The following is a 24,328-nucleotide window of genomic DNA, read 5'->3' on the forward strand; positions in this document are numbered from 1 at the left end:
AATATGTCTTTTTACTTTCCCTACAATAAAAAAAGAATCCACGATACTAAATTAGGCAAGTAAATCAGTCTTTTTCAACATCGAACATTGTAGAAAAAGCTGATTTAATTACAATTAGTTGCGTAGATTCTTGTCGTATTGGCTATTTTCTGAAAATAGATAGTCTACTATTGTCTAAACCGAAAGTTCTTGATCAACAAATAATTTAAACTGTTGAAGACACTGCTTCACATCACCCTTTTGTGACAGCACTTCGTTGCGTATGATGGTTGCTTTTTCTTCATCATCTAGCACTTCAGTTAAAAGAGCAAAGATATCTGTTAATAATAGCTCATTCTCTTCCTGCTCAATACTCGGTAAGGAATAGGCTGCTATTTTTAATAAACGCTCTACTTTTTCAGGTGTCTCTTGTAAAGCATTCGAAGAATAATAGGTTGATGCAGCTAAAAAGTAGCATAATTTTGCACAACAATCGATAAATAAATGCCAATACGTATTTGCTTTTGGTAATTCCCCTGCTCGCTGATTAACGTATTCCTTATAATAGGTTGTGACTTGTATATATAAAGGATTTAATTCTCTCATGGCTTTTGGATAATTGTTGGATGTATCCAAATAGTCAAATACAATGGCATTCATTTTCTCTTGAAGTTTAACAATATCTAAATGATCACGAATTACTTGAATTTCCATTTTCCCACTCTCCCATATGTCATTTGCTGTTTAACTTCTTGGCTATTCACTGCGTAGCACCAAGCATCCCAAACAAACTGATCGATTATCTAATGGATGATTCAAATTATAGCAATAAACCATATGAAGTAGTGTGGACATGAAAAAAATAAGACAATTTCGTGAATTAATAGCATTTTATGTACATAAGAGGAACTATTTTGGTAAAATTATAACCTTTGTACATAATCATCAAATAACCATGGTTCCTTTGCTCGATCAACAATTTCGATAATACTTCCATTTACATATTTTTTAATGCGCTTTTGAGGTATATAAAAATAAGCATTGTTCATAATTAACCATTCACTTAATGTTAAATCACTACCTGTTTGTTGCTTCGTTAAGATTTTTTTATGTCGCAGAACATCAGCCATTTTATAAAAACCATCTGACAATTCGTAGGCTGATACATCAAAATTAAAAATGGGGCTGACAACTTGTCCAACATCAAAAATATGTATAGTTTGCTTTTCTTCATCTATAGCTAACTCTACTGTGCTAATTTCATCCAAAAGATTTAAACCTCTATACTCCATTTGATAAATTTTTTCCATTTGTATACGCCTCCTTTTTTACAACGGTCTAATTGTAACATAGAAAAAGTAGCTACCTCTAAATACAATTAAGGCAGCTACTTCTACGAAAATGAACATTTATGCTGTTTATTGAAAATTACCCAAACCTGTATATGGTACTAACCTTGTACGCGCGTAATTTTTACATCTTTTAGGATGGTATTGACTACCCAGCTGGCAGCAATTAAACCCGCTACGGACGGTACAAAGGCATTGGATGAAGGCGGCATCTTTGCTTTGCGAATTGCTGCATCAGGCTTACCTACATGTTCGACAACATCTGGACGAACGACAATTGGACTTTCATCTGAAAATACAACCGTAACACCCTTATGAATGCCCTCTTTACGTAGCTTTGTACGAATGATTTTCGCCAATGGGTCTGTATGTGTTTTTGAAATATCTGCGATTTGGAAGCGAGTAGGGTCCATTTTATTTGCTGCACCCATACTTGAAATAATAGGAATATTACGTTTCAAACATTCCTTCATTATATGAATTTTATACATCACTGTATCGCTTGCATCGATCACATAATCAATGCCTTGCGTGAAAAATTCTTCATAGGTTTCTTCCGTGTAAAACATATGCATGTCAATCACTTCACATGCTGGATTAATATCTGCAATACGCTCTTTCATAATTGCTGATTTTGATTGACCAACTGTCGATAGGTATGCGACAAGTTGTCTGTTGACATTTGTAATATCTACATTATCCTTATCGACTAAAATAATACGACCGATTCCGCTTCTTGCACACGCCTCAGCAGCAAATGACCCAACGCCCCCTACACCAAGTATAGCGACCGTTGTATTTTTTAATTTCTCGAGACCCTCTGTTCCTATAGCGAGCTCGTTACGTGAAAATTGATGTAACATCCTGACACTCTCCATCTATGAAATTTTATTAGTAAACCTAGTTATATACTAAGATAAAATCAAAACCTATCTTACATTTTATCACGTTATTGTTCAAGAGAAAAATATAAAGAAAAAATCAAAATTGCCTACATCAATATGTAGAATTAATCAATTTCTACCTCGTTAGCCAGCGTCAATTAGCGGCTCTTTGGACGCCCCAACGGAAATCAAGCCCTCACCTTGCAAAGTTGCTTTTTCTACCATTGACATCATCTTTTTTCAACAACATGAAAAAGAGATTGATGACTCAATCCCTTTCTCACTCTTCTTTACTTAGTAAAACCAAATGATGACCATGGTTGAATATGTGCTAATAAAAATTGTTCTTCCTCCACAATGCTTGCGACAACATTACTCGATCCCGTATTCGGAATGTCCTTTAGCACAATCTGTAGCTCTCCCTTATAACGAACATCTAAATTATTATCAATCGTGACATCTCCTGTTTTTAATGGTCGTATATCATGCACAGGAAAATCTCCATTTTTATATTTCACACGGGATTGGGTGCTCCGAATCACGTATTCAGACACATCACCTCGATTAAAATGAGGCTCTTTATAAAGAATCGTCTCCTCTAAAATGCTCGTGTCTTCAGACTGGTCAACCCTTAACTCAAGCTTATTGCGATTTAATTGTCCTAATGCACGTAGTTCTTCCTCAGAAGCAAACATATTGCCAATAATACAATCGTCAATTAACCCTGTATACCATAAAACTTTCGCCTGTACAGTGATTGGGAGATGACGGTGCTCCTCTAAGGTAGGTAAACCGTGCTCTGTTTGTTCCCAAGGTCCAAATTGACCATGCTGTGAGGAAATCATCGCTGCAGTCCTCACATTGTGCGTTTTAAAGTGTTGAGACGTTTGTAAAAAATGCTGACGAGATAGCCCAGTAAAGCGTCTTGGATAAAAATTATGACAGCCGATAATGTTCTCCTTATTGGGCTGATAAGAGAGAATATTATCTACATACTTCGTACCATTACTAATGTTTAATTCTATTTTTAGATTACTTGCATCAAGTGACATCAACGCTTCTTCCTGGCCTGAAAATCCCATATCTAAACGTAAGGCTGCCAAATAATAATGTTCTTTTAAATAGCCAATTACGGTTCGCCATCGAGATAAATGGAAGATAAATACAAACAGCGATGACAATTAAGGCCATACTCAAAATAGCACCACGCCAAGATTGAGTTGCTAAGAATCCATTAATAATCGGTGGTGTTGTCCATGGCGGTGCAACGGTAGCAGCTGGCACCCAGCCCCATTTCGTTGCAAAGAATGCAATGGTTACATTGAGCATTGGTGTCAAAATGAACGGTACGAATAAAACCGGATTTAATACAATTGGTAACCCAAAAAGTAATGGCTCATTAATATTGAAAATCCCAGGTGCTGCTGATAATTTTCCAACTGTATTATATTGTTTATTCTTCCTAGCAAATATGAAAAATGCAATGATAAGTGCTATGTAATGCAGCAGGTCTGGCATGAATACCTTCAGGAGATGAAATTTTATACATTTTTTTATCCACAATCCCTCCATTCTTTCACGTAAAATCAATCCGATGTTGATATTTGGCAATCATTTTCTCATTATGCGACCAATCTGAATCCACATTATTGCTGACAAAAATCGGTAACTCTACTGAGGACTTTGCTAGTGTTTCAATGATTTCACTGAACAAAGCATTTAATAGTAATGAACCAATAACAGTGGACGCTGGTGCATACTGCATTTCATGTATATTCAGTACACCATCACCAATAGGGATATGTGTATTGATCACAAAATCTACCACATCTTCTAGCCGTTTCCCACTGTGATGACGTGTAGCCTGTTCCTGATAGAGGAGCGATTGGAGGGATACCACAAATACATCTGAATCCTTTGCTAGCAAAGCAGCATCAATAGGTGCTGCATTTCTCCCTGAGGTTGAAATAACGATGCAAACATCATTCTCACGAAAGTCAAACTGTTCTTTATGCTGTTCAATAATGTTCGGATCTTTCTCATTGATTGAAGAAGCTAATGCGCCAGCATGTAAGGCTAAAGGTTCAATAAATATTGGACGTACGGGTACTAATCCACCCGCTCGATAAAATGCCTCCTGTGCCAGCAGCTGAGAATGACCACAACCAAATAATTGAATAATCCCACCTTTTTGGAGGCGTTGGACAATGATTTGTGCCGCTTCACTTATATGTGCTGTCTCCTTTTCCTTTACAACCTGGATGAGCTTTTCGATTTCAGAAAAATATGCATGCATAAAATCACCTTTTAATTTCACTTATAAATTTATAACGATCAGCTCGATACGTACTACGTACAAGCTCAAATGGTTTACCATCTGATAAGTAACTTGTACGTTTGATAATTAAAACAGGTGCTGTTTGATTAATCTGTAGAAATTTACTATCCTCTTTTGATACGATGGCTGCCTCCATTTGCTGTACGGCATTCCCAATCTTTTGATGGAACTTTGCTTCGATTAGGGCATAAAGTGAGCCCATTATTTGCTTCTCATCCAACTCCGGATAAATCTTAACTGGGATGTACGTTCTTTCAATTGCCATTGGCTGAGCATCAGCATTTCGAATACGCACTACAAAAAATACTTCTTCACCAGGCTCTATCATTAAATCCCTTGCAATATCCACGGGTGGTATGATTTTCTCAAATCGTAACACTTTACTGCTTGGTTCCATCCCTCTTGCTCGCATATCTTCCGTAAAACTCGTTAATCCCTGTAACGGTTGCTCTAATTTGGGATTCGCAACGTACGTACCTCTCCCTTTTTCTCGATATAATAGACCACTATTTACTAGATTGGTAATGGATTGACGTACAGTCATTCTACTTACATCAAATTGTGCAGAAAGCTCTCGTTCTGATGGGATGGTCTCACCAATTCTGTATTCTTCTAAATAAATTCGTTGTTTAATAATCTCTTCTATTTGTATATAAATAGGTATATGAGAATTTTTCTCTAACAATTCTTGCACCTTCCTTATCGCCTTTATGATTTCTCAATACAACTTTACCTCGTCAGATTGTTTTTTGTATGTCGCATTGATTAAGCAAAGCTAAATTATGTCCACTATTGACATGTGTATCATAGTGATGAAAAGGACGCATTTGATTATATAAATGGTCCCTTGATTTATGCCTAATGGACTTTCCTCTATTATTGTAGCATCTGAGTGACCAATAGACGAAAAATGCTTCGAGTAACGTAAACTCATCTTCATTTTCTGAAGCAACGCCTTTTGTTAGATAGCATGAATAGTCATCTTTTGCTAATTAGCAAATTGTTTAATCGATGGACTCATTCTGTTCTCTATTGGCTAAGCATTAGCTCACATTTTCTAAACAATTGGATATTCTACATTAAATACCCAGTCATTATATTGCTCTGTTTAAATTTAGCCTCATGGACTTAAGCGCTTTCAATTTTGGTTATGGATTGTGTAATCGTCGTCTCCCTTTATATAACATTGCCTCTTCCAAAGAAGGTATAGTTGTCTATACCAATTATATGCTTCTCTAACAGAAATAAAAAGTAATCTTTCGTATTTTCTAAATTTTTATTTATTTAAAATGCTATACTAGCTCTTTTTTAAAATAGCTATGCCCTGAACTGTATTTACTTTCCTAATCCATCATTCTGCTCCTGTTTAATTTAACGCATAAAAAAAGGAGCTATTGTTAAGCTCCTTTCAATCCTATGTATAGGACGAATCCCAATTGTGCCGTAATGCCAAGAAACATTCGTTTTGAACCCGCAATTTGCAGGTGGGTGCCCGCTTTGCAGCTTTAAACGTCCCGCTTTGCATGGGGCATGTTTGCGACTACAAAATGAAGGCTCCCGATTCTATAGTGTTCGGTCAAAACTGTGAAGTAGAGTTAGCAGTTAGACAAACACATCAGGATTCGTATTACAGTTATCATAACACCACTTTTCTGATAATTCAAACGATTTTCTCTAATAATCTATAATTTTTTAAGAAAACGCAAAAAATACCTAGATTTCCAACAGTATTTGCTAGAAAATCCAGGTATTTTGTATTATCTATTATTTTCTAAAAGGTTTGATGGCCAGGCTTAATTCACTTAGTTGTTCAGGAGATACTTCGCTTGGTGCCTCTGTCATCAAGCAACTAGCACTAGCTGTTTTCGGGAATGCGATTGTATCACGTAAATTCGTACGACCTGCTAATAGCATCACGAAGCGATCAAGACCAAAGGCAAGACCAGCATGTGGTGGTACGCCATATTCAAACGCTTCTAATAAGAAGCCGAATTGTGCTTGTGCTTCTTCTTCTGAGAAGCCAAGTAATTCAAACATTTTTTCTTGTAGCTCACGTTCATAAATACGTAATGAACCACCACCAAGTTCGTAGCCGTTTAAAACGATATCATATGCTTGTGCCCGTACTGCTGCAGGGTCTGTGTCCATTAACGCTATATCTTCATCAAACGGACGTGTGAATGGATGGTGTGCAGCATAGTAACGTCCATCTTCCTCAGAGTATTCGAATAATGGCCAGTCAGTAATCCAAAGGAAAGCAAATTGTGATTCATCGATTAGGTTTAAATCTTGTCCTAATTTCGTACGTAGAGCACCTAAAGAAGCTGCTACAATAGCTGCTTTATCAGCGACAAATACTAGAATATCGCCAACTTCTGCCCCCATACGCTCGATTAATGCTGCTGCTAACGCTTCGTCAAAGAATTTCGCGATTGGACCGTTTAGGCCTTCTTCTGTAACCTTTAACCAAGCAAGACCTTTTGCTCCGTAAATACCAACGAATTTCGTTAACTCGTCCATGTCTTTACGAGAATAGTTGTCAGCTGCACCTTTAATATTGATACTTTTTACTTGTTTACCTTGTGCAACAGTATCGGCAAATACTTTGAAATTACAGCCTTCAAAAATATCATTTAACGCTACTAGCTCTAATCCAAAACGTACATCTGGCTTATCTGAACCATAGCGATCCATTGCTTCTTGGTATTTCATACGTTGGAATGGTGCAGGAATGTCGATTCCTTTTACTTCTTTCATTACCGCTTGGATTAAGCGTTCATTCATTTCTAATACTTCTTCTTGTGTTAAGAAGCTCGTTTCAATGTCCACCTGTGTAAACTCTGGTTGACGGTCAGCACGTAAGTCTTCATCGCGGAAGCAACGCGCAATTTGGAAATACTTTTCAAAGCCAGCAACCATTAATAATTGTTTAAATAATTGAGGTGATTGTGGTAATGCGTAAAATTCACCTTCATGAACACGTGAAGGTACTAAATAGTCACGAGCACCCTCTGGCGTTGATTTTGTTAAAATTGGTGTTTCTACTTCTAAGAAACCTTCGTTTTGTAGGAAGTTACGAATTGTACGTGTCACATCAGAACGCATTTTGAATGTATCGAACATTACGGGACGACGTAAGTCAAGATAGCGATATTTCAAACGTAAATCTTCTGATACGTCTGTGCGATCTTCAATCTGGAATGGCGTAGTTTTTGCCGTATTAATGACGACTAATTTTGTTGCTTCCACTTCGATTTTACCGTTTGGCACATTTGGATTGATTTGATCCTCTGTACGAAGAATGACTGTTCCTTCCACCTCGATCACATATTCACTACGCACTTTATCCGCTAATGCATGTGCTTCTGCCACATCTGGACTAAAAACGACTTGCGTAATACCAGTACGATCACGTAAATCAATGAAAATTAAACCACCAAGGTCACGACGGCGCTGTACCCAACCTTTTAATACGACTTTTTCGCCTTGTAACACTTCTGAAAGCTCGTTACTAGCATGTGTTCTTGTAGCCATTGTTAAATTCCTCCAAAATATCTTCAATTTATGTAGCATTTCACTACAAATGCCCTCTGTCTGTTTTTATGCTTGTTGTGTTAAATAGTTCACTAGCTCTGAGAATGTCACTTTGTGCTGTTCACCAGATTCCATATGTTTCACAGCAGCTGCCTGCTCTTCAAGTTCTGTTTCACCTAGAACAAGGGTATATTTTGCACCTAGACGATCCGCTGATTTCATTTGGGCTTTCATTTTACGGTCTAAATAATCCATCTCTGTCGCAAGGCCCTTCGCGCGGAAAGTACTTGTCAGCTCAACGGCCTTTTGCTTCGCTTCATCGCCCATTGCAATAATGTAAACATCTAGCCCTGAAGCTGTATCTAATTCAACGCCCTCCGCTTCAAGTGCCAGCAACAAACGCTCAATACTTAGTGCGAAACCAATACCTGGTACATCTGGACCGCCAATTTCTTGCACTAATCCATTGTAGCGTCCACCACCACACAATGTTGTAATGGCCCCAAAGCCAGATGCTGTGGACATAATTTCAAATGTTGTGTGATTGTAATAATCAAGTCCTCGCACAAGATTTGGGTCAACTTCGTAAGAAATACCCAATGTATCTAAGTATGTTTTCACTTGAGCGAAATAAGCAGCTGATTCTTCTGTTAAGAAATCAGTTAACGCAGGAGCCGTTTGCATTAATGGGTGCTCACGATCTACCTTACAATCTAAAATTCGTAATGGATTTTTTTGTAAACGACTTTGACAATCTGAGCAAAACTCATGAATATGTGGCTCAAAATGCTGTAATAACGCTGTACGATGCGTATCACGCGTTTCTTTATCACCAAGTGAATTAATTACTAATTTTAAATCCTTTAAACCCGCTGATTCGTAGACGTCCATTGCAAGAGCAATGACTTCTGCATCAATGGCAGGATCTGCTGAACCAATTGCTTCTACTCCAAACTGTACAAATTGACGATAACGACCAGCTTGTTGACGCTCATAGCGGAACATTGGTCCTAAGTAAGAAAGCTTAACTGGCTGATCTGGAGCACCAAACATTTTATGCTCCACATAGGCACGTACGACACCAGCCGTATTTTCTGGACGTAGTGTTAATGAACGCCCCCCACGATCTTCAAATGTATACATTTCCTTTTGCACAACATCTGTTGTTTCCCCAACACCACGTGCAAATAGATCCGTTTGCTCGAAAATTGGTGTGCGAATTTCGTTATAGCGATAAACACGACAAATATCACGAATAATCGCTTCAACCTTTTGCCATTTCTCAGATTGACCCGGCAAAATATCTTGTGTCCCTCGTGGCACTTTAAAACTCATGTAATTCCCTCCTATATAGATTGCTTATGTTAGAGCAGCTGTCGTCCCACTTTGAGCGAAGGCATGCTTCGATTGAGCGGTTTTCTGTCCGGTTGGAGCGGGTAGCAACCTTTGATGAGCACTTTTCACTCTAGTTGGAGCACTTTCTCTCTTTTTAGGAGCGCCTTCCCCTCTTCTCTGAGCAAAAACAACCATCCTCGAATGAACGCATTACTTTTTGGACAACAAAAAAAGCCCCCGTCACCTTGCTATTGCAAGGGACGAGAGCTGTATAAGCTTCCGCGGTTCCACCCTAGTTGACACAAATCATTACATGTGTCCTCCTCGTAATCGGATAACGGCCGATTCCGTTTTTTCCTACTAGGCACTGCCTTTCAGAAAAAAGCCTCTCAAGTGTTATTCGCGTGATACATTTTTGTAGGAAAGATTGCAGCCTAAGTCTTTCCCTCTCTTTTCCAATAGTGGTATACGCTACTTGCTTGGTCATAAGCGATTAATCATTTTTCGATTACCCTTTATGTTAGTCACTAGCTAAGGCAATGTCAACTATTTTTGTATTTTTCATCAGTCTATATTGAAAATAACCAATTCTGTTACCATTTTACCACGAATTTTATGATAAAAGCATGGTAAAATAGCACAAGGAATAGGAGGAATCTGATGAGGACAAAAATTTTACATAGTATAATCATCTTCGTACTAATGGTAACGATGGCGATTCCCAATAAGAACTTTGTTCAAAAAGCTTCCGCTGATACCAGTGATCTAAAAGTCGCGGGAACGATTCTTCATTTGCGTGAGGGTCCTGGATTGTCTTATCCCATTATTACGACTTTAGAAGAAGGTGACCCTTTAACTTCAATCGGTCGAGAAGGTGATTGGTATCAAGTCAAAGCAGGTAACTACGAAGGATGGGTTGCCTCTTGGCTGACAGCACCTACAAATGCTAAACAAGCCATCGATAAAACCGTCATTTCACAAGTTGACCGTTTAAATATTCGAACAGAACCAGACATCTCTTCAGCTGTTCTTGGTCAACTTTCTACGGGTAACCAAGCTAACCTCATTGAAGAAAATGGAGAATGGGCAAAAATTGATTGGAATGGATTAACAGGATGGGTTTCGAAGGATTATGTCACGATCAACGATAATCCTAAAAAAGAAACAGAACCCAAAGAAGATGCTGTTGAAGTAACTACTACAACCGCAACACCTGCCAACAAGGATACAACCTTTACCATTTTAGTGGACGTCCTAAATATCCGAAAAAAACCAGACTTGAACGCTAAAAAAATCGGCACAGCAACAAAAGGTCAAGCCTTTAAAGTACTGGCGCATGAGCATAATTGGGTACAAATTCAGTACAATGATAAAAAAACGGGTTGGGTTTATAGTTTTTACGGTACATTTTCCAATAAAGTAAAGAGCACATCAAAAACGTCAACTTCCAAAGAGCTGGAGTCTGTTACCATTATCTATAATGGGACAAACCTACGAACGGATGCCTCAACAGCAGCTGAAGTGGTCGAACGTGTAGATGCTGGTGTAAATTACCCGATTGTAGGCGTTAAAAATGATTTTTATGAAATACAATTAGACGACGAAAAAACAGCTTTTGTCGCGAACTGGGTGGTCACAACAAGTTCCAATAAAGCGACAAATTCACAGAAAGAAAAAGAAGAGCCCCGTAAAAAAGGGACATTAAGCGGGTTAACGATAGTTGTTGATGCTGGTCATGGTGGGAATGACCATGGTACAACTGGTCAACGTGGTACAGAGGAAAAGGGCATTACTTTGAAAACGGCCACGCTGCTTGCTTCCAAGCTAAGTGCTGCTGGCGCAAATGTGGTCATGACGAGAGAATCAGATGAATATGTGGCATTGCGTAAACGTGTATCGATTGCCCATCAATATGAGGCAGATGCCTTTATTAGCCTTCATTACGATGCAACAGACGATAGCTCCATTAACGGCTTCACGTCTTACTATATGAATAGCAATCAAAAAGGGCTTGCTGAGGCGATTCATGATGGACTATCAAGTAAAATAGATTTGAGAGATCGTGGTGCACAACAAGGGAATTATTTAGTCCTAAGAGAAAATCGTCAAAAGGCAGTCCTCATTGAGTTAGGCTTCTTGAGCAATTCAAGTGAGGAGCGCGTCATCACAACGGCGAAATTCCGTGAACAAGCGACTCTTGGTATTTATCAAGGGATTCTCAACTACTTTAATGAACAAGATGAATAAAGCAAAAAGCTGTGGATGAGCATCCACAGCTTTTTCTTAATGTTGAAAAACAAAACTGTCAATTGAAAGGTAGAAATGGATTTCCGTTGCAGGCTACTTGCTTTCCTGTGGGCGAGCGCCGAATCGCTTCCTCCGCTACCGCTCCGTGCAGGGCTTCGCCTGTCTCGCTATCCCACGGGAGTCAAGTAGCCTTCCACTTCAACCCACTGACTTTTTAGCAAAGGTTTTCAAATAAAGTGAAGGTGTTCACTACTTTTTATAGATGGGTATTGTCACGCATCACTTCTCCACATTGAAAATAAAAATCCCATCCCCTAAGAATACAGATATTGGGGCTATGCAACTATGAAAAAAGTAAGGACACTTTGCAGAAATCAACCCCTCGCCTTGCTAAAAGGTCTTTTTCTGCTAGTGTCCTGATCTTTTCTCATATTTTAAGATATTCCTAATGCTACCGCAGCAATCAACGCTAGACACGCAATCACTGCCCATCCAAGAATCATCTTCCAGATAAACTTAATCCACTTTTCATATGGGATACCTGCAACGGCTAAATACGCCATTAACGCAGACGAAGTAGGGATAATAGAGTTCGTTAAGGAATCTCCATATTGGAAGGCTAAAACAGCCACTTGTCGTTCTAATCCTAATAAATCCGTAATCGGAATCATAATTGGCATTGTTGCAGCTGCCTGTCCACTACCAGATGAAATAAATAAATTCAAAAGGGCTTGGATAAGTAACATGCCGATTGCACTGATAGCATGTGGCAAATGTCCAATTGTTTCAGATGCCGCATAAACGATCGTATCGATAATTTTCCCCTGCTCTAAAACAACCGTAATAGCACGAGCAAAACCTACAATTAAAGCTCCAAACGTTACAGCCTTCGCTCCTTCAATAAAGGAATCAAAAATAGTGGCAGGTTTTAAACCACCAATTAGTCCTGCAATTAACCCCATAATTAAAAAGGATGCAGTTAGCTGCGTCAAGAACCAGCCCCAATTAAAGACACCATAAATATTAAAGCCAATCCCACAAGCCATGACAATAAATACAAATTTATGCTTACCTGTTAATGTTGGGATGTCAATCGCAGATACATTGGATTTAGCTTTTTGCTCAATCTCATAAATAACGCTTGCCTGTGGATTCTTTTTCACCTTAAAAGCATAACGAGATACATAGAAAATCGCAAAAGCTAAAACAAAAACATAGACTACTGCACGGAAGCCAATTCCTGAGAATAATGGTACATCTGCTAATGATTGCGCAACACCTACTGTAAAGGGATTAAGCATTCCTCCAAAAAATCCACTGGCAGCACCAAGAGTGATCATGGCAGTTCCTGTTACAGCATCAAAGCCCATTGCACGTGCAATGGCCACACCAATCGGCACGAAAATAATTGTTTCTTCCGCCATCCCCATTGTAAAACCACCAACAGAGAATAAAATCATCGATAAAGGAATAAGTAATTTTTCTCTTCCCTCTAAAGCTTTTACTCCTTTATAGACACCAGCCTCAATCGCACCTGTAGAACGAATAATGCCAAACACACCACTGACTAAAAAAATATAGAAAATGATTTGAGCCCCTTTTTCAAGACCCATTGGAACGGCTGTAAACATTTCGAAAAAGGAAACCGGCTCACTCTCAATATGATGATAGCTTCCATCTACAACGAGCATTCGCCCTTCCTCATCCTCTACACGTTCAAACTCACCTGCTGGTATGATGTAGCTTGCAATACCTGCTAAAAAAATAATGGCAAAAATAATCGTATATGTATGAGGTACTTTCAACCAGCTTTTCTTCTTTATCCCCTGTCCATTTTCCATTAAACCACGCTCCTTTTTCTCTATTTAGACATTTTCACAACATTGTCGCTATTTGTCGCTAATTGAAAATAAATATACATGAGTTTAAATTTATTGTAAAGTATTAATTTTCTATTATTTTAGCAAGCATACTTTATAGTTACCTTATTATTAAGCTTCTTGGCTGACCTTGGCTATAAAGATTCTCCTTCCCCACAAACACGAGTAATCGGATAATAATGTACATCCCACAGATTATTAATGTTAAATTCATTATTTTTCTAAAATAAAATTATCACTCTAATTGTTGTCATCTAACATACACATGATGTTCGTTTCACATTGTTCAATCAAGAGATGGGTATAGTCTGTGGTGAAGACAGCAATGTGTTTGATAAGCATTTTGAATATGGATGGTTTGTTGTCGCTTTTAACCATAATTCCCAATTTAAAATAAGCATGTTAACTGTCCAATTAGCGGGCAAATATAAGTCGATTGTATATGGAATGCTTTTATTTTCATTGCATTCATAATGAAGGGATTGAACTGCTAATAATACGTTTGCTGAGGGTAATGAATGAGGAGGAGAGGTAGAAACACCTTTTATATTATTCCAAAAAAACATTTGCAGGATCACTACTATTTGTCATTCAGACATTTTCATTTGCCATAAACAGATAAAAAAAGAACCTTCTATCATCTATTATGATTGGAAGGTTCATACTTTCTCATTTTTTTGTAGTTTCCAATGTAACCCATACAATTTCCTCCATTCGAATGAAGAAAGGCGTACGATTCATCTCAAGGATCATATGGTCAGGTAGTATGGATAATAAAATACCTTTTTGAATATTTTTTTCTGTTTGCACAACTACTGCCTGACCAATCATCATGTTAAGCGTTTCGTATAAATATGGGTTGGTTATACTTCTCGTCTGCGTCATGTTCATAGACACCCCTTCCTATAAAACTAACCATACTCTTTAGTATATGAAGGAATTATAGGAAACGTTCCATTATTTTGACTCTAGAAGAATTGTGACTGGACCATCGTTAATTAGTGCTACATCCATCATTGCACCAAAAATACCTGTTTCCACATGTAAGCCTTGCTCGCGTAATGCTTGATTAAAGGCCTCCCACAGTGGCTCAGCTGCTTCTGGTCTAGCTGCATTTATAAAACTTGGACGATTCCCTTTTTTTGCATCCCCATACAACGTAAATTGTGAGACGGACAAAATAGCGCCTCCATGCTCTAAGATCGAATGATTCATTTTTCCATCTGCATCTTCCCAAAGACGTAAATTGGCTACTTTTTTTGCTAAATAGGCAACATCCTCATGTGTATCTTCATGTGTAATCCCCACTAAAAGAACATAGCCATGATCAATCGCTCCTGTAACAGTTCCGTCCACTGTTACAGAGGCAGCTTTACTGCGCTGTAATACTACTTTCATGTATTAAAACCCCAATTCTATATTGCCTATCAATTAGTTAATGACACGCTGCACTGAATAAATATCAGGTGTTTGTTTAATTCGCTCAACAACCTTATGCAAATGTGAGATATTTGAAATAGAAATTGTTAAATGAATTGTTGCCATTTTATCACGGTCAGCACGACCACTGACTGCCAAAATATTTGTTTTTGTCTCACTAACAATTTGCATAATTTCATTTAATATACCAGGTCGATCAAAGGCTGATACTTCGATATCGACTGGATATTCTTTTTTCTCAGGAATGACACCATGCTCCCATTCCACTTCAATTAAGCGCTCCTGCTCATCCTCTATTTGAATATTTGGACAGTCCTCACGATGGACAGAAACACCTCTACCCTTCGTAATAAAGCCTACAATATCATCACCAGGAACAGGTGTACAGCAACGAGAAAGTCGAATAAGCATATTGTCAATGCCCTTTACAATAACACCGGATTCCGTTCGTTTTTGTGGAATTGGATTTTTCATTTTTTGTTCAATTTTCTCTAAAGCTTCTTCCTGCTCACGCTCTTTACGACGTTTTTCTGCTAAACGATTTACTATCTGCTGCGCAGTAATGCCACTCACGCCAACTGCCGCATACAAATCTTCTTCATTTGTATAGTTAAATTTATCGCATACACGTTTGAGGTTTTCAGAAGACATTGTTTCCTTTAAATCGAAATCCTGCGCACGGATTTCTTTTTCAATCATTTCTTTACCTTTGATAATATTTTCTTCACGTAGATGTCGCTTAAAGAATTGCTTAATCTTATTTTTCGCCTGAGAGGATTGTGCTATTTTTAGCCAATCGCGACTCGGACCAAAGGATTGTTTAGAAGTTAAAATTTCAATGATATCACCTGTTTTTAATGGTGTATCAAGCGGTACCATTTTCCCATTGATTTTCGCCCCAATCGTACGATTTCCGACTTCTGAATGGACACGATAAGCAAAATCAATAGGAACAGAACCTGCTGGTAATTCAATGACATCGCCTTCAGGTGTAAATACATAAACCATATCAGAAAATAAATCAAATTTTAAGGATTCCATAAATTCTTCTGCGTTGGAAGATTCATTTTGGAACTCTAAAATTTCGCGGAACCATGTTAATTTTTGATCGACATTCTGCTTTTGATGATCGACGTTTTTGCCTTCTTTATACGCCCAGTGTGCTGCAATCCCGTACTCTGCAATTTTGTGCATTTCCTTCGTGCGAATCTGTACCTCCAATGGGTCACCATAAGGTCCAATAACGGTCGTGTGCAGGGACTGGTACAGGTTTTGTTTTGGCATAGCAATGTAGTCTTTAAAGCGCCCTGGCATTGGTTTCCAGAGTGTATGCACAATCCCTAATACGGCATAGCAATCTTTAATACTATCGACAAGAACACGAATGGCTAATAAATCATAAATTTCATTAAACTGTTTCTTTTGTAGCACCATTTTTCGATAGATACTGTAAATATGTTTTGGTCGACCATAGACATCTGCGTCAATTTCAACCTCATTCAGTTGTGATTTCATCTCAGCCATCACATTTTCTAAATAAGCTTCACGTTCATCACGTTTTTTCTTCATCAGACTGACAATACGATAATATTGCTGTGGGTTTAAATAGCGCAGTGCTGTATCTTCAAGCTCCCATTTTACAGTCGATATTCCAAGACGATGTGCAAGTGGTGCAAAAATCTCTAGCGTCTCTTTTGAAATACGTCGTTGCTTTTCAGCAGGTAAATGCTTTAACGTACGCATATTATGAAGACGGTCTGCTAGCTTAATGAGGATGACACGGATATCCTGTGCCATAGCCACAAACATTTTCCGATGATTTTCAGCCTGCTGCGCCTCTTTTGATAAATATTTAATTTTCCCTAGTTTGGTAACACCATCAACAAGCACAGCTACCTCTTCGCCAAATTCACGTACCAAATCATCCCGCGTAAAATCCGTATCTTCGACAACATCATGTAAAAAACCTGCCGCTACAGTTTCTGGGTCCATTTGTAATTCAGCTAAAATACCTGCTACTTGTACTGGGTGAATAATATACGGTTCACCAGAGCTACGGAATTGCTCAATATGGGCATCCCTTGCTAATTCATATGCTTTTTTCACGAATGCGACATTTTCATCATTCATGTAGGATTTGACTAACTCAAAAACGTCCTCAGGAGTCAAAATTTGCTCTTTCGCCATAACATGTCCACCTTGCTCGTCAAATTTTTCAGATTAGATATAAACTTAATTGTATAAAATATTGTGGCCTATTGTAAAGAGACTGTATCATTTAGTTTAGTTAATCTCGTGAACAGTTCGAAAAATGGAAAAAATATTCTTCTTTTTAATAAAAAAGACCCTCTGCGACTTCACGTCACAAAGAGTCCTTGTTTCGACAAATGGATTAATGTAATTGATTGTAAGCTACAGCAATTTTCGCGCCGACTACTGCATTGTTTTTCACTAATGCAATATTGGCATCAAGACTTTTACCTTCAGTTAATTCTTTAACTTTGCCAAGTAAGAATGGTGTAACGTTTTTACCTTGAATGCCATTCTCTTCCGCTTCAACTAAAGCTTTTTCAATAATGTTTGTAATAAATGTATGCTCTAATGCTTCCGCCTCAGGAATTGGATTTGCAATGACTGCGCCGCCTTTCAAGCCTAATTGCCATTTCGCAGATAGCATTGCTGCAATTTCCTCAGGTGTATCCAATTGGAAGTTTACATCGAAACCACTTTGACGTGTGTAGAATGCTGGTAATTCATCCGTACCATAACCAACCACTGGCACACCTTTTGTTTCAAGATATTCTAGTGTAAGACCGATATCTAAAATTGATTTTGCGCCCGCACAGATAACGGCAACATTTGTTTGTGCTAATTCTTCTAAGTCAGCAGAGATATCCATTGTTGTTTCAGCACCACGGTGTACACCACCAATTCCGCCTGTTACAAAGATTTCAATACCTGCAAGCTCTGCACAGATCATTGTCGCTGCAACTGTTGTAGCACCTAATTTTTTCGTTGCTAGTAAGTAACCTAAGTCACGACGTGAAGCTTTCGCAACACCTTGAGCATTACCGAACATTTCTAGTTCTTCATCTGATAGACCAATTTTAATTTTTCCATCAATTAATGCAATGGTTGCAGGGACTGCACCATTATCGCGAATAATTTGCTCAACTTCACGCGCAGTTTGCACGTTTTGTGGGTATGGCATACCGTGTGAAATAATTGTTGATTCTAATGCAACGATTGGTAGACCTTTTGCTTGTCCTGCTTTTACTTCTTCTGATAATACGATGAATTCTTTCATGTTGTTATTCCTCCATTTCATTTTTCAACAAATCTACTGATAATTCAGGTCTTACTGTATAAGGAGATGCCAATGTATTTTTTGCATTGGTTAATCCAGCATCAATACATGTCTCAAAAGATTGTCCAGTCAACCAACTGTGAATGACAGCGCTGACAAAGGCATCTCCTGCTCCTGTTACATCTTCAATTTTGTCAATCACTTTGGCAGCAAATTGATGAGGCGCAATCGTTGTAGATGCTGCATAAACGCCCTTACTGCCAGCCGTGATAATGACATGTTCAGCACCTAGTTGTAGAAGCTGTTGTAATGCTTTTTCATAATGGGTAGCGTTTTCAATTTTATGTCCAACAATCGTTTCCGCTTCATCTGTGTTACAAATAAACCAAGTTACGCCTTGTAATGTTTCAGGTAGTCGATTCATTTTTGGCGAAGATACCGGCACAATAACAAGTGGAATAGCACGAGCAATGGCTACTTGCTGGATATATGCCACTGTTTCTTTTGGACAGTTTAAATCCAAAATAAAACATCCCGCGTTCACTAGCATTGTTTCATGTTTTTTCAACAAGCTAGGTAACAGAAGGTCATAAACCTCCATATTCGCTACAGCTAGTGCTAGCTCACCTTGTTCATCCATTATGGCAGTATAAGAACCCGTAGAAGCCTCTGCTAGCTGCTCTACATAACGTAGATTCATAAAGGATTCCGAAGCTTCTTGGATCACTTGCCAATCAGCATCTTTCCCTGCCGTTGTTAGTAACGTCACTTGGTGGTTTAATCTGCCTAAGTTTTCAGCAATATTTCGACCAACGCCACCTACACTAAAGGAAGAACTGGCAGGGTTAGATGTTCCAAATTGAACATTGCCCTTTACATGGAATTTGCGGTCTAAATTAGCTCCACCGATGCAAATAATTTCATTTTCCTCGGGTAAAATATAAGCACGACCTACAATTTTTCCTTGCTTCGTTAAACTAGACACTAAATTAGCAAGCACGGGACGTGACAGATTCATTGTATCTGCCATTTCTTGCTGAGACATAAACGGATTCTGGCGAATTAAAGCAAGCACCGCCTGTTCTCTTTCATTCATAGCATCACCTTTTATTATATTTGTTTATATTATAAACTTTTGTTTGTATTATGTCAAAAGATTCTTTATTAAAAAAGTTGAACCTCATCATACCGAGGTTCAACTTTTATTTGTTTATGCTTGCTGGGGTGTTTGCTTTTTAACAATGATGACGAATAAACTGGCCATTGCACAAAACATCCCTGCAAGGAAAAAAGCCCACGTATAGGAATTAAAAAATTTATAAATCAACCCTCCACCATACGCAGCAACCGCCGCTCCTGCTTGATGGGAGGCGAATATCCAGCCGTAGATAATACTACTTTTATGCATACCAAAAATTTGTCGTGTCATACTGATGGTTGGTGGCACAGTAGCAATCCAATCTAGTCCATAAAAGATGGTGAAAATCGTTAGTAAAACAAAAGACCCTTGCGCGAGTGCATAAGGAAGTAATAAAAGAGAAGCGCCTCTTAACATGTAATACCAAAACAATAACCAACGATTATCGAAGCGATCAGATAACCAGCCAGAGGCAGTCGTGCCTAATAAATTAAAAACGCCCATAAAGGAAAGAAGTGATGCAGCGGTAACTAAAGGAACACCAAAGCTAATACAATAAGAGACAAAATGAGTACCAATTAATCCGCTTGTCGATAGACCACAAATAAAAAAGCTGCCTGCTAGTAACCAAAACGCTTTAACCTTAATCGCCTCTAATAAACCATAAAAAGCCATGCTTATTGGATTCTTTTTTTGCTGTATTGGATGTTCTTCTATAGTCTCTTCTTGTCCATAAGGTGTCAAACCAATATCCTGGGGCTTATTTTTAATAAAAATAGCAATCATGAAGAACATTATTGTACTAAGGAGTAGCATTAATGCGATAGCCCATCGCCAAGAATAGTGTTCGATGATGATAGCTAGCACTGGCAGTAAAATTAACTGACCTGTGGCTGTACTTGCCGTTAAAATACCAACTGCTAACCCTCTGCGTTTTACAAACCAATGATTCGCAACATATGGACTAAGCACCGTTAAAAAAAGACTCGCCCCAAGACCAATAATGCCTCCCCAAATAACGATTAACTGCCAAGATTGACTCATCAAAAATGTTAAAGTCATTCCTACTACTAAAGTGGCCATGGCGCTGAGCATCATTTTCTTTAAGCCAATGACTTCAAGTAGTGCAGCCATAAATGGTCCAGATATGCCATATAAAAACAAACTTACAGCGAAAGCTAAAGCAATGGTTGAACGATCCCAGTGAAATTCTTTTTCAAGGGGATCGATAAACACACCAGATGATGACATCGTAATCCCTGCGACAATAATCGAGAAAAATGTGACGATCAAAATAAACCAACTATAATGAACACGCTTCACCCTAACACCTTCTTTTCTTATGATAGACCGCAAAACATGTATATACATGTTTAAGTCTATTCATTTCATTTATATGTATATACATGTATAATGATAGTAATCGTTCATAAAGCTGTCAAGAAGTAATTTCTAGTTTTTGGGTGTATACTAACAATAAGTAGAATCCCTTCAAAGGAGTACTGTCGATGAAGAATCAACTTAAAAATATTGATTATACACAAATATGTGTTTGTGCAAACCTTAGAAAGAAAACAAGGGTTGTCACGCAATTATATGATAAGCTACTACAGCCTACTGGTTTAAAAGTTACACAATATTCGATGCTTGCACATATCGACCTTCAACAAGCTGTGTCAATCAGCCGTTTAGGTGAAATATTACAACTCGATCAAACCACTGTAACACGTAATATTAATCTATTAAAGCAACATGGCTATGTTGAATTAAAGCGAGATACAAATGATGCTCGCACAAAAAAAATTACGCTCACTGAGGAAGGCTTAGAAAAGCTACATGAAGCCGCACCTATTTGGCAAGGAATTCAAGATAGAATCATCGAGGATATTGGAACCGAAAAATACGCAGATTTCTACGATACCTTGCGAACAATGCAAAAAATTATTCAAGCATATGACGAAGTATAAAAAAAGCGCCCACAGTGTAGGGCGCTTTTTCAATGCTCTTAATATTGAATAAGTGTTTTAATATTTAAATCGCCAAGCTTCTCGCGACCATTTAATTCTAAAAGTTCGATTAGGAATGCGCAGCCGACTACTTGACCACCTAATTGTTCCACTAAACGTACTGTTGCTTCAACTGTTCCCCCAGTAGCTAGTAAATCATCACAGATTAACACCTTTTGACCAGGCTTAATCGCATCGTGATGCATTGTTAATGTATCTTTTCCATACTCTAGACCATAGTCCGCACTAATCACCTCACGTGGTAATTTACCTGGTTTACGAACAGGTGCAAAGCCAATTTCAAGTGCATAGGCAACTGGGCAACCGATAATAAACCCACGAGCTTCAGGGCCAACCACAATTTCAGCTCCCACTTCTTTTGCATATTCTACAATTTGATCTGTTGCATATTTGTAAGCAGATCCATTATCCATAATTGTCGTAATATCTCTAAAAGTAATGCCTTCTTTTGGCCAGTTTTCAACCGTTGTAACGTATTGCTTTAAATCCATGTTCTTGCTCCTCCTACGAAACGTTATACGTCCGTTTATGTTAATCGTTCATCAAACCATTGTTTTAATTCTATATAAGGAGCATAGACAAGCTTTTGCTCCATTTCAATCTGTTCTGAACGTTGTTTGTAAGACGGTGCCTCTGTTAGTGCTTGTTTTGGGGCATTCACGTTGACAGTCGTCAGTCCACTCTCCATTTTAACAAAATCAAGCTCAAAAAACACCTGTGTCATAAATTTTAATGTTTCTAATGGCCAGCCCGTATGCTTCGCTAAATCTGCAATATGCATATCAAGCGGAAAGGCTGGTCGATTTTTCAAGAATTTATAATACCAAGCAAATTGTTCACGAGTAGGTAAACCACTAAAGTATTGCGAATCAGGCATATAAAAATGTGCATAAATACGTGAAGGTGTTGTCTTCTGTAAAATGTCTTCTAGCTTTTGAACATGGTGTGGCAAGTCTAAGAGCACGATGTAATCACTTTGTTCAATATTTGAAAGGGTTGGGTCAACCAATGTAATAGGTGCACCAATTAATGATTGATAATAGGTCATCGTTTCTGGACGAAAGGCGATAAACTGTGCCTCGTCCTTCGGTACCGTATTCAGCCATCGAGCTGTTTGGCGGATACCACGAATATCAAATAGTTGCCATTCTGTTGTTTGGACATCCTCGATCATAAATTGGGCTTTTTTACGGCCCTGCCATTCGTTAATTTGCAAATCGCCTATAAAGGAAACTTTGATGCCATACGTTAATTCATCATGTAAATGCCCTTTATTAAAACCAACACTATCCAATTTGTCATAGCCGTTTGTTATTTCCATTTTAATATGATTCTCGGCCGCTCCAATTTTACGCATGGAGGCGATTTCTACATCCTCAAGCACATAAACAGGCTTCGGGAAATCTGTGCCAAACGGGCCTAACGTTGAAATTTCCTCAATAGCATCTGCTGAAATTTCGTCAATGCTGAGCGGAATATCAATATGCACAATCGGTGTTAATTGCTCCTCTGTTAAGCAGGCTCTGGCCTGCGCATCCAAGCGCGTACGTAGTTCATCCACATGCTCTAATGATAAGGTCATACCTGCAGCCATAGGATGTCCACCAAAATGCGGTAAAATATCTCGATTTTTAGCTAGTTCGTTATATAGATGGAATCCTTCAATGCTTCGAGCAGAGCCTTTTGCTGTGCCCTTTTCGGGATCGAGTGACAGCACAATCGTTGGACGATAATACAGTTCAACGAGACGTGAGGCTACAATTCCCACAACACCTGCATTCCAGCCCTCGCCAGCAACAACAAGAACTAAGGAATTGCCGACTTTTTCATCTGCTTCAATCAGTGCAATGGCTTCATCCGTAATACTTTTCACAATATCTTTGCGCTCGGTATTGCAGGCATTTAACAGTTTTGCCAATGCGGTTGCTTTAGCATTATCCTCTGCCATTAATAATTCCACGCCAGGAGCCGCTTCACCAAGTCGACCAACGGCATTTAATCGCGGCCCAAAATAAAAGCCAATCGTTTCTTCCGTAATTTTTGTCTGCTCTGTACTGGCTATGTCACACATCGCTTGTACCCACGGGCTAAGAGAACGGCGCATTTCCTGTATACCTCGCTTCACGAGATAACGATTTTCGTCCACCAAAGGGACTAAATCTGCTACAGTGCCAATCGCCACAAATTCAATTAAATGGCTTGGTAGTTCACCATATAGAGCATGTGCCAGCTTAAAGGCAACCCCTACTCCCGCTAACTCGCCGAACGGATATTGTCCTTCTGGTATTCGAGGATGAAGAATAATATCTGCTGGCGGTAGCTCCTCACCTGGCTCATGGTGATCTGTCACAATGACATCCATGCCAAGCTCCTTCGCTACTCGAATAGGCTCGATACCAGATATCCCATTATCCACTGTAATGATTAACTGTACACCCTCTTCATAGGCCTCCCGAAATAGGGCTTCATGCGGACCATAACCATGGATAAAACGATTCGGAATTTTAAAGGAGACGTCCGCTCCTAGATCTAGTAAAACATGTAACATAACGGTTGTGCTTGTCACACCATCTGCATCATAATCACCATACACTAAAATTTTCTCACCATTATCTAGTGCTTGTTCAATTCGTGCCACTGCTTCAGCCATACCATGCATAAGAAATGGATCATGGATATTTGCCTCAGTCATATTTAATAAGCTTTCTGCGTCAGCTGTTGTTTCGCAGCCTCGTGCTGCTAAAATTTTTGCTGCAATCGCAGAAAGTTGTAAGTCATTTTGTAATGCTTGTACAAGTGTTGCGTCTGGACGCTCCACCTGCCATCTTTTTTTCGATAGAATCATCTTCTCACTTCCTTACGAAAGCTAT

Annotated in this window: 18 protein-coding genes, 1 other RNA gene, 2 pseudogenes and 1 other annotated feature; of the genes and pseudogenes, 2 read left to right on the plus strand and 19 right to left on the minus strand. The window is 38.7% G+C overall.

What is annotated here, in order from left to right; all coding sequences use genetic code 11:
• Nucleotides 1-174 precede the first annotated feature (174 nt).
• The 10 genes and pseudogenes from MHB65_RS16490 to hisS all read right to left on the minus strand — a co-directional run bounded on the left by MHB65_RS16490 (nucleotide 175) and on the right by hisS (nucleotide 9,419).
• A complete protein-coding gene (locus MHB65_RS16490; RefSeq protein WP_205444584.1) occupies nucleotides 175-693 on the minus strand; it encodes a hypothetical protein in 519 nt (172 codons plus the stop codon).
• Between the two features lie 209 nt (nucleotides 694-902).
• Nucleotides 903-1,289 carry a hypothetical protein gene (locus MHB65_RS16495; RefSeq protein WP_342441071.1) on the minus strand — a complete coding sequence of 129 codons (387 nt, stop codon included), beginning with the start codon at nucleotides 1,287-1,289 and terminating at the stop codon, nucleotides 903-905.
• Between the two features lie 140 nt (nucleotides 1,290-1,429).
• On the minus strand, nucleotides 1,430-2,191 hold the full coding sequence (locus MHB65_RS16500) for a tRNA threonylcarbamoyladenosine dehydratase (protein ID WP_342441072.1): 762 nt from the start codon (nucleotides 2,189-2,191) through the stop codon (nucleotides 1,430-1,432).
• A 311-nt stretch (nucleotides 2,192-2,502) separates the two neighbouring features.
• Nucleotides 2,503-3,315 (minus strand): annotated as a pseudogene (locus MHB65_RS16505) (MupG family TIM beta-alpha barrel fold protein); the annotation flags it as partial.
• Nucleotides 3,254-3,703: pseudogene (locus tag MHB65_RS16510) on the minus strand (PTS transporter subunit EIIC); the annotation flags it as partial. The pseudogenes MHB65_RS16505 and MHB65_RS16510, both read right to left, overlap by 62 nt.
• Before the next feature lie 85 nt (nucleotides 3,704-3,788).
• Nucleotides 3,789-4,508 carry an SIS domain-containing protein gene (locus MHB65_RS16515; RefSeq protein ID WP_342441073.1) on the minus strand — a complete coding sequence of 240 codons (720 nt, stop codon included), beginning with the start codon at nucleotides 4,506-4,508 and terminating at the stop codon, nucleotides 3,789-3,791.
• A 4-nt stretch (nucleotides 4,509-4,512) separates the two neighbouring features.
• Nucleotides 4,513-5,235, minus strand: coding sequence for a GntR family transcriptional regulator (locus MHB65_RS16520; RefSeq protein WP_205444596.1), 723 nt, complete (start codon nucleotides 5,233-5,235; stop codon nucleotides 4,513-4,515).
• Nucleotides 5,236-5,975: 740 nt separating this feature from the next.
• Nucleotides 5,976-6,175, minus strand: a non-coding RNA gene (ssrS, locus tag MHB65_RS16525) — 6S RNA.
• A gap of 139 nt (nucleotides 6,176-6,314) precedes the next feature.
• Complete coding sequence (gene aspS / locus MHB65_RS16530) at nucleotides 6,315-8,084, minus strand: aspartate--tRNA ligase (protein ID WP_205444597.1); 1,770 nt, start codon at nucleotides 8,082-8,084, stop codon at nucleotides 6,315-6,317.
• A 66-nt stretch (nucleotides 8,085-8,150) separates the two neighbouring features.
• The gene (hisS, locus tag MHB65_RS16535) at nucleotides 8,151-9,419 is read right to left on the minus strand and encodes a histidine--tRNA ligase (protein ID WP_205444599.1); all 1,269 of its coding nucleotides are present in this window, start codon (nucleotides 9,417-9,419) and stop codon (nucleotides 8,151-8,153) included.
• A 253-nt stretch (nucleotides 9,420-9,672) separates the two neighbouring features.
• Nucleotides 9,673-9,915: a binding site (T-box leader), on the minus strand.
• A 164-nt stretch (nucleotides 9,916-10,079) separates the two neighbouring features.
• Here hisS and MHB65_RS16540 point away from each other — a divergent pair.
• Nucleotides 10,080-11,666, plus strand: coding sequence for an SH3 domain-containing protein (locus MHB65_RS16540; protein ID WP_342441074.1), 1,587 nt, complete (start codon nucleotides 10,080-10,082; stop codon nucleotides 11,664-11,666).
• Nucleotides 11,667-12,100: 434 nt separating this feature from the next.
• On the opposite strand, the gene MHB65_RS16545 is transcribed toward MHB65_RS16540, so the two are convergent.
• From MHB65_RS16545 to MHB65_RS16575, 7 genes are all read right to left on the minus strand, one after another.
• The gene (locus tag MHB65_RS16545; RefSeq protein WP_342441075.1) at nucleotides 12,101-13,507 is read right to left on the minus strand and encodes an AbgT family transporter; all 1,407 of its coding nucleotides are present in this window, start codon (nucleotides 13,505-13,507) and stop codon (nucleotides 12,101-12,103) included.
• 708 nt (nucleotides 13,508-14,215) lie between these two features.
• Nucleotides 14,216-14,431 carry a DUF2642 domain-containing protein gene (locus MHB65_RS16550; RefSeq protein WP_342441076.1) on the minus strand — a complete coding sequence of 72 codons (216 nt, stop codon included), beginning with the start codon at nucleotides 14,429-14,431 and terminating at the stop codon, nucleotides 14,216-14,218.
• A gap of 72 nt (nucleotides 14,432-14,503) precedes the next feature.
• Nucleotides 14,504-14,944 carry a D-aminoacyl-tRNA deacylase gene (gene dtd, locus MHB65_RS16555; RefSeq protein ID WP_342441077.1) on the minus strand — a complete coding sequence of 147 codons (441 nt, stop codon included), beginning with the start codon at nucleotides 14,942-14,944 and terminating at the stop codon, nucleotides 14,504-14,506.
• Nucleotides 14,945-14,977: 33 nt separating this feature from the next.
• Nucleotides 14,978-17,173 (minus strand): bifunctional (p)ppGpp synthetase/guanosine-3',5'-bis(diphosphate) 3'-pyrophosphohydrolase, encoded by a 2,196-nt coding sequence (locus MHB65_RS16560; RefSeq protein ID WP_342441078.1) that lies wholly within the window; start codon nucleotides 17,171-17,173, stop codon nucleotides 14,978-14,980.
• A gap of 205 nt (nucleotides 17,174-17,378) precedes the next feature.
• Nucleotides 17,379-18,293: a pseudouridine-5'-phosphate glycosidase gene (locus tag MHB65_RS16565; RefSeq protein WP_312506747.1), complete on the minus strand. Its 915-nt coding sequence runs from the start codon at nucleotides 18,291-18,293 to the stop codon at nucleotides 17,379-17,381.
• A 4-nt stretch (nucleotides 18,294-18,297) separates the two neighbouring features.
• The gene (locus MHB65_RS16570; RefSeq protein ID WP_205444610.1) at nucleotides 18,298-19,389 is read right to left on the minus strand and encodes a carbohydrate kinase; all 1,092 of its coding nucleotides are present in this window, start codon (nucleotides 19,387-19,389) and stop codon (nucleotides 18,298-18,300) included.
• Between the two features lie 114 nt (nucleotides 19,390-19,503).
• Nucleotides 19,504-20,754: an MFS transporter gene (locus MHB65_RS16575; RefSeq protein ID WP_342441079.1), complete on the minus strand. Its 1,251-nt coding sequence runs from the start codon at nucleotides 20,752-20,754 to the stop codon at nucleotides 19,504-19,506.
• A gap of 185 nt (nucleotides 20,755-20,939) precedes the next feature.
• Here MHB65_RS16575 and MHB65_RS16580 point away from each other — a divergent pair, with 185 nt between their 5' ends.
• Nucleotides 20,940-21,398, plus strand: a complete 459-nt coding sequence (locus tag MHB65_RS16580) for a MarR family winged helix-turn-helix transcriptional regulator (protein ID WP_205444614.1) — start codon at nucleotides 20,940-20,942, stop codon at nucleotides 21,396-21,398.
• A 38-nt stretch (nucleotides 21,399-21,436) separates the two neighbouring features.
• Here MHB65_RS16580 and MHB65_RS16585 read toward each other — a convergent pair whose 3' ends face one another.
• Both MHB65_RS16585 and recJ read right to left on the minus strand, forming a co-directional pair.
• Nucleotides 21,437-21,949 (minus strand): adenine phosphoribosyltransferase, encoded by a 513-nt coding sequence (locus tag MHB65_RS16585; RefSeq protein WP_205444616.1) that lies wholly within the window; start codon nucleotides 21,947-21,949, stop codon nucleotides 21,437-21,439.
• Nucleotides 21,950-21,984: 35 nt separating this feature from the next.
• Nucleotides 21,985-24,303, minus strand: a complete 2,319-nt coding sequence (gene recJ / locus MHB65_RS16590) for a single-stranded-DNA-specific exonuclease RecJ (RefSeq protein ID WP_342441080.1) — start codon at nucleotides 24,301-24,303, stop codon at nucleotides 21,985-21,987.
• Nucleotides 24,304-24,328: the final 25 nt, after the last annotated feature.

The organism is Lysinibacillus sp. FSL K6-0075, from assembly GCF_038592945.1.
GTDB lineage: Bacteria > Bacillota > Bacilli > Bacillales_A > Planococcaceae > Lysinibacillus > Lysinibacillus fusiformis_F.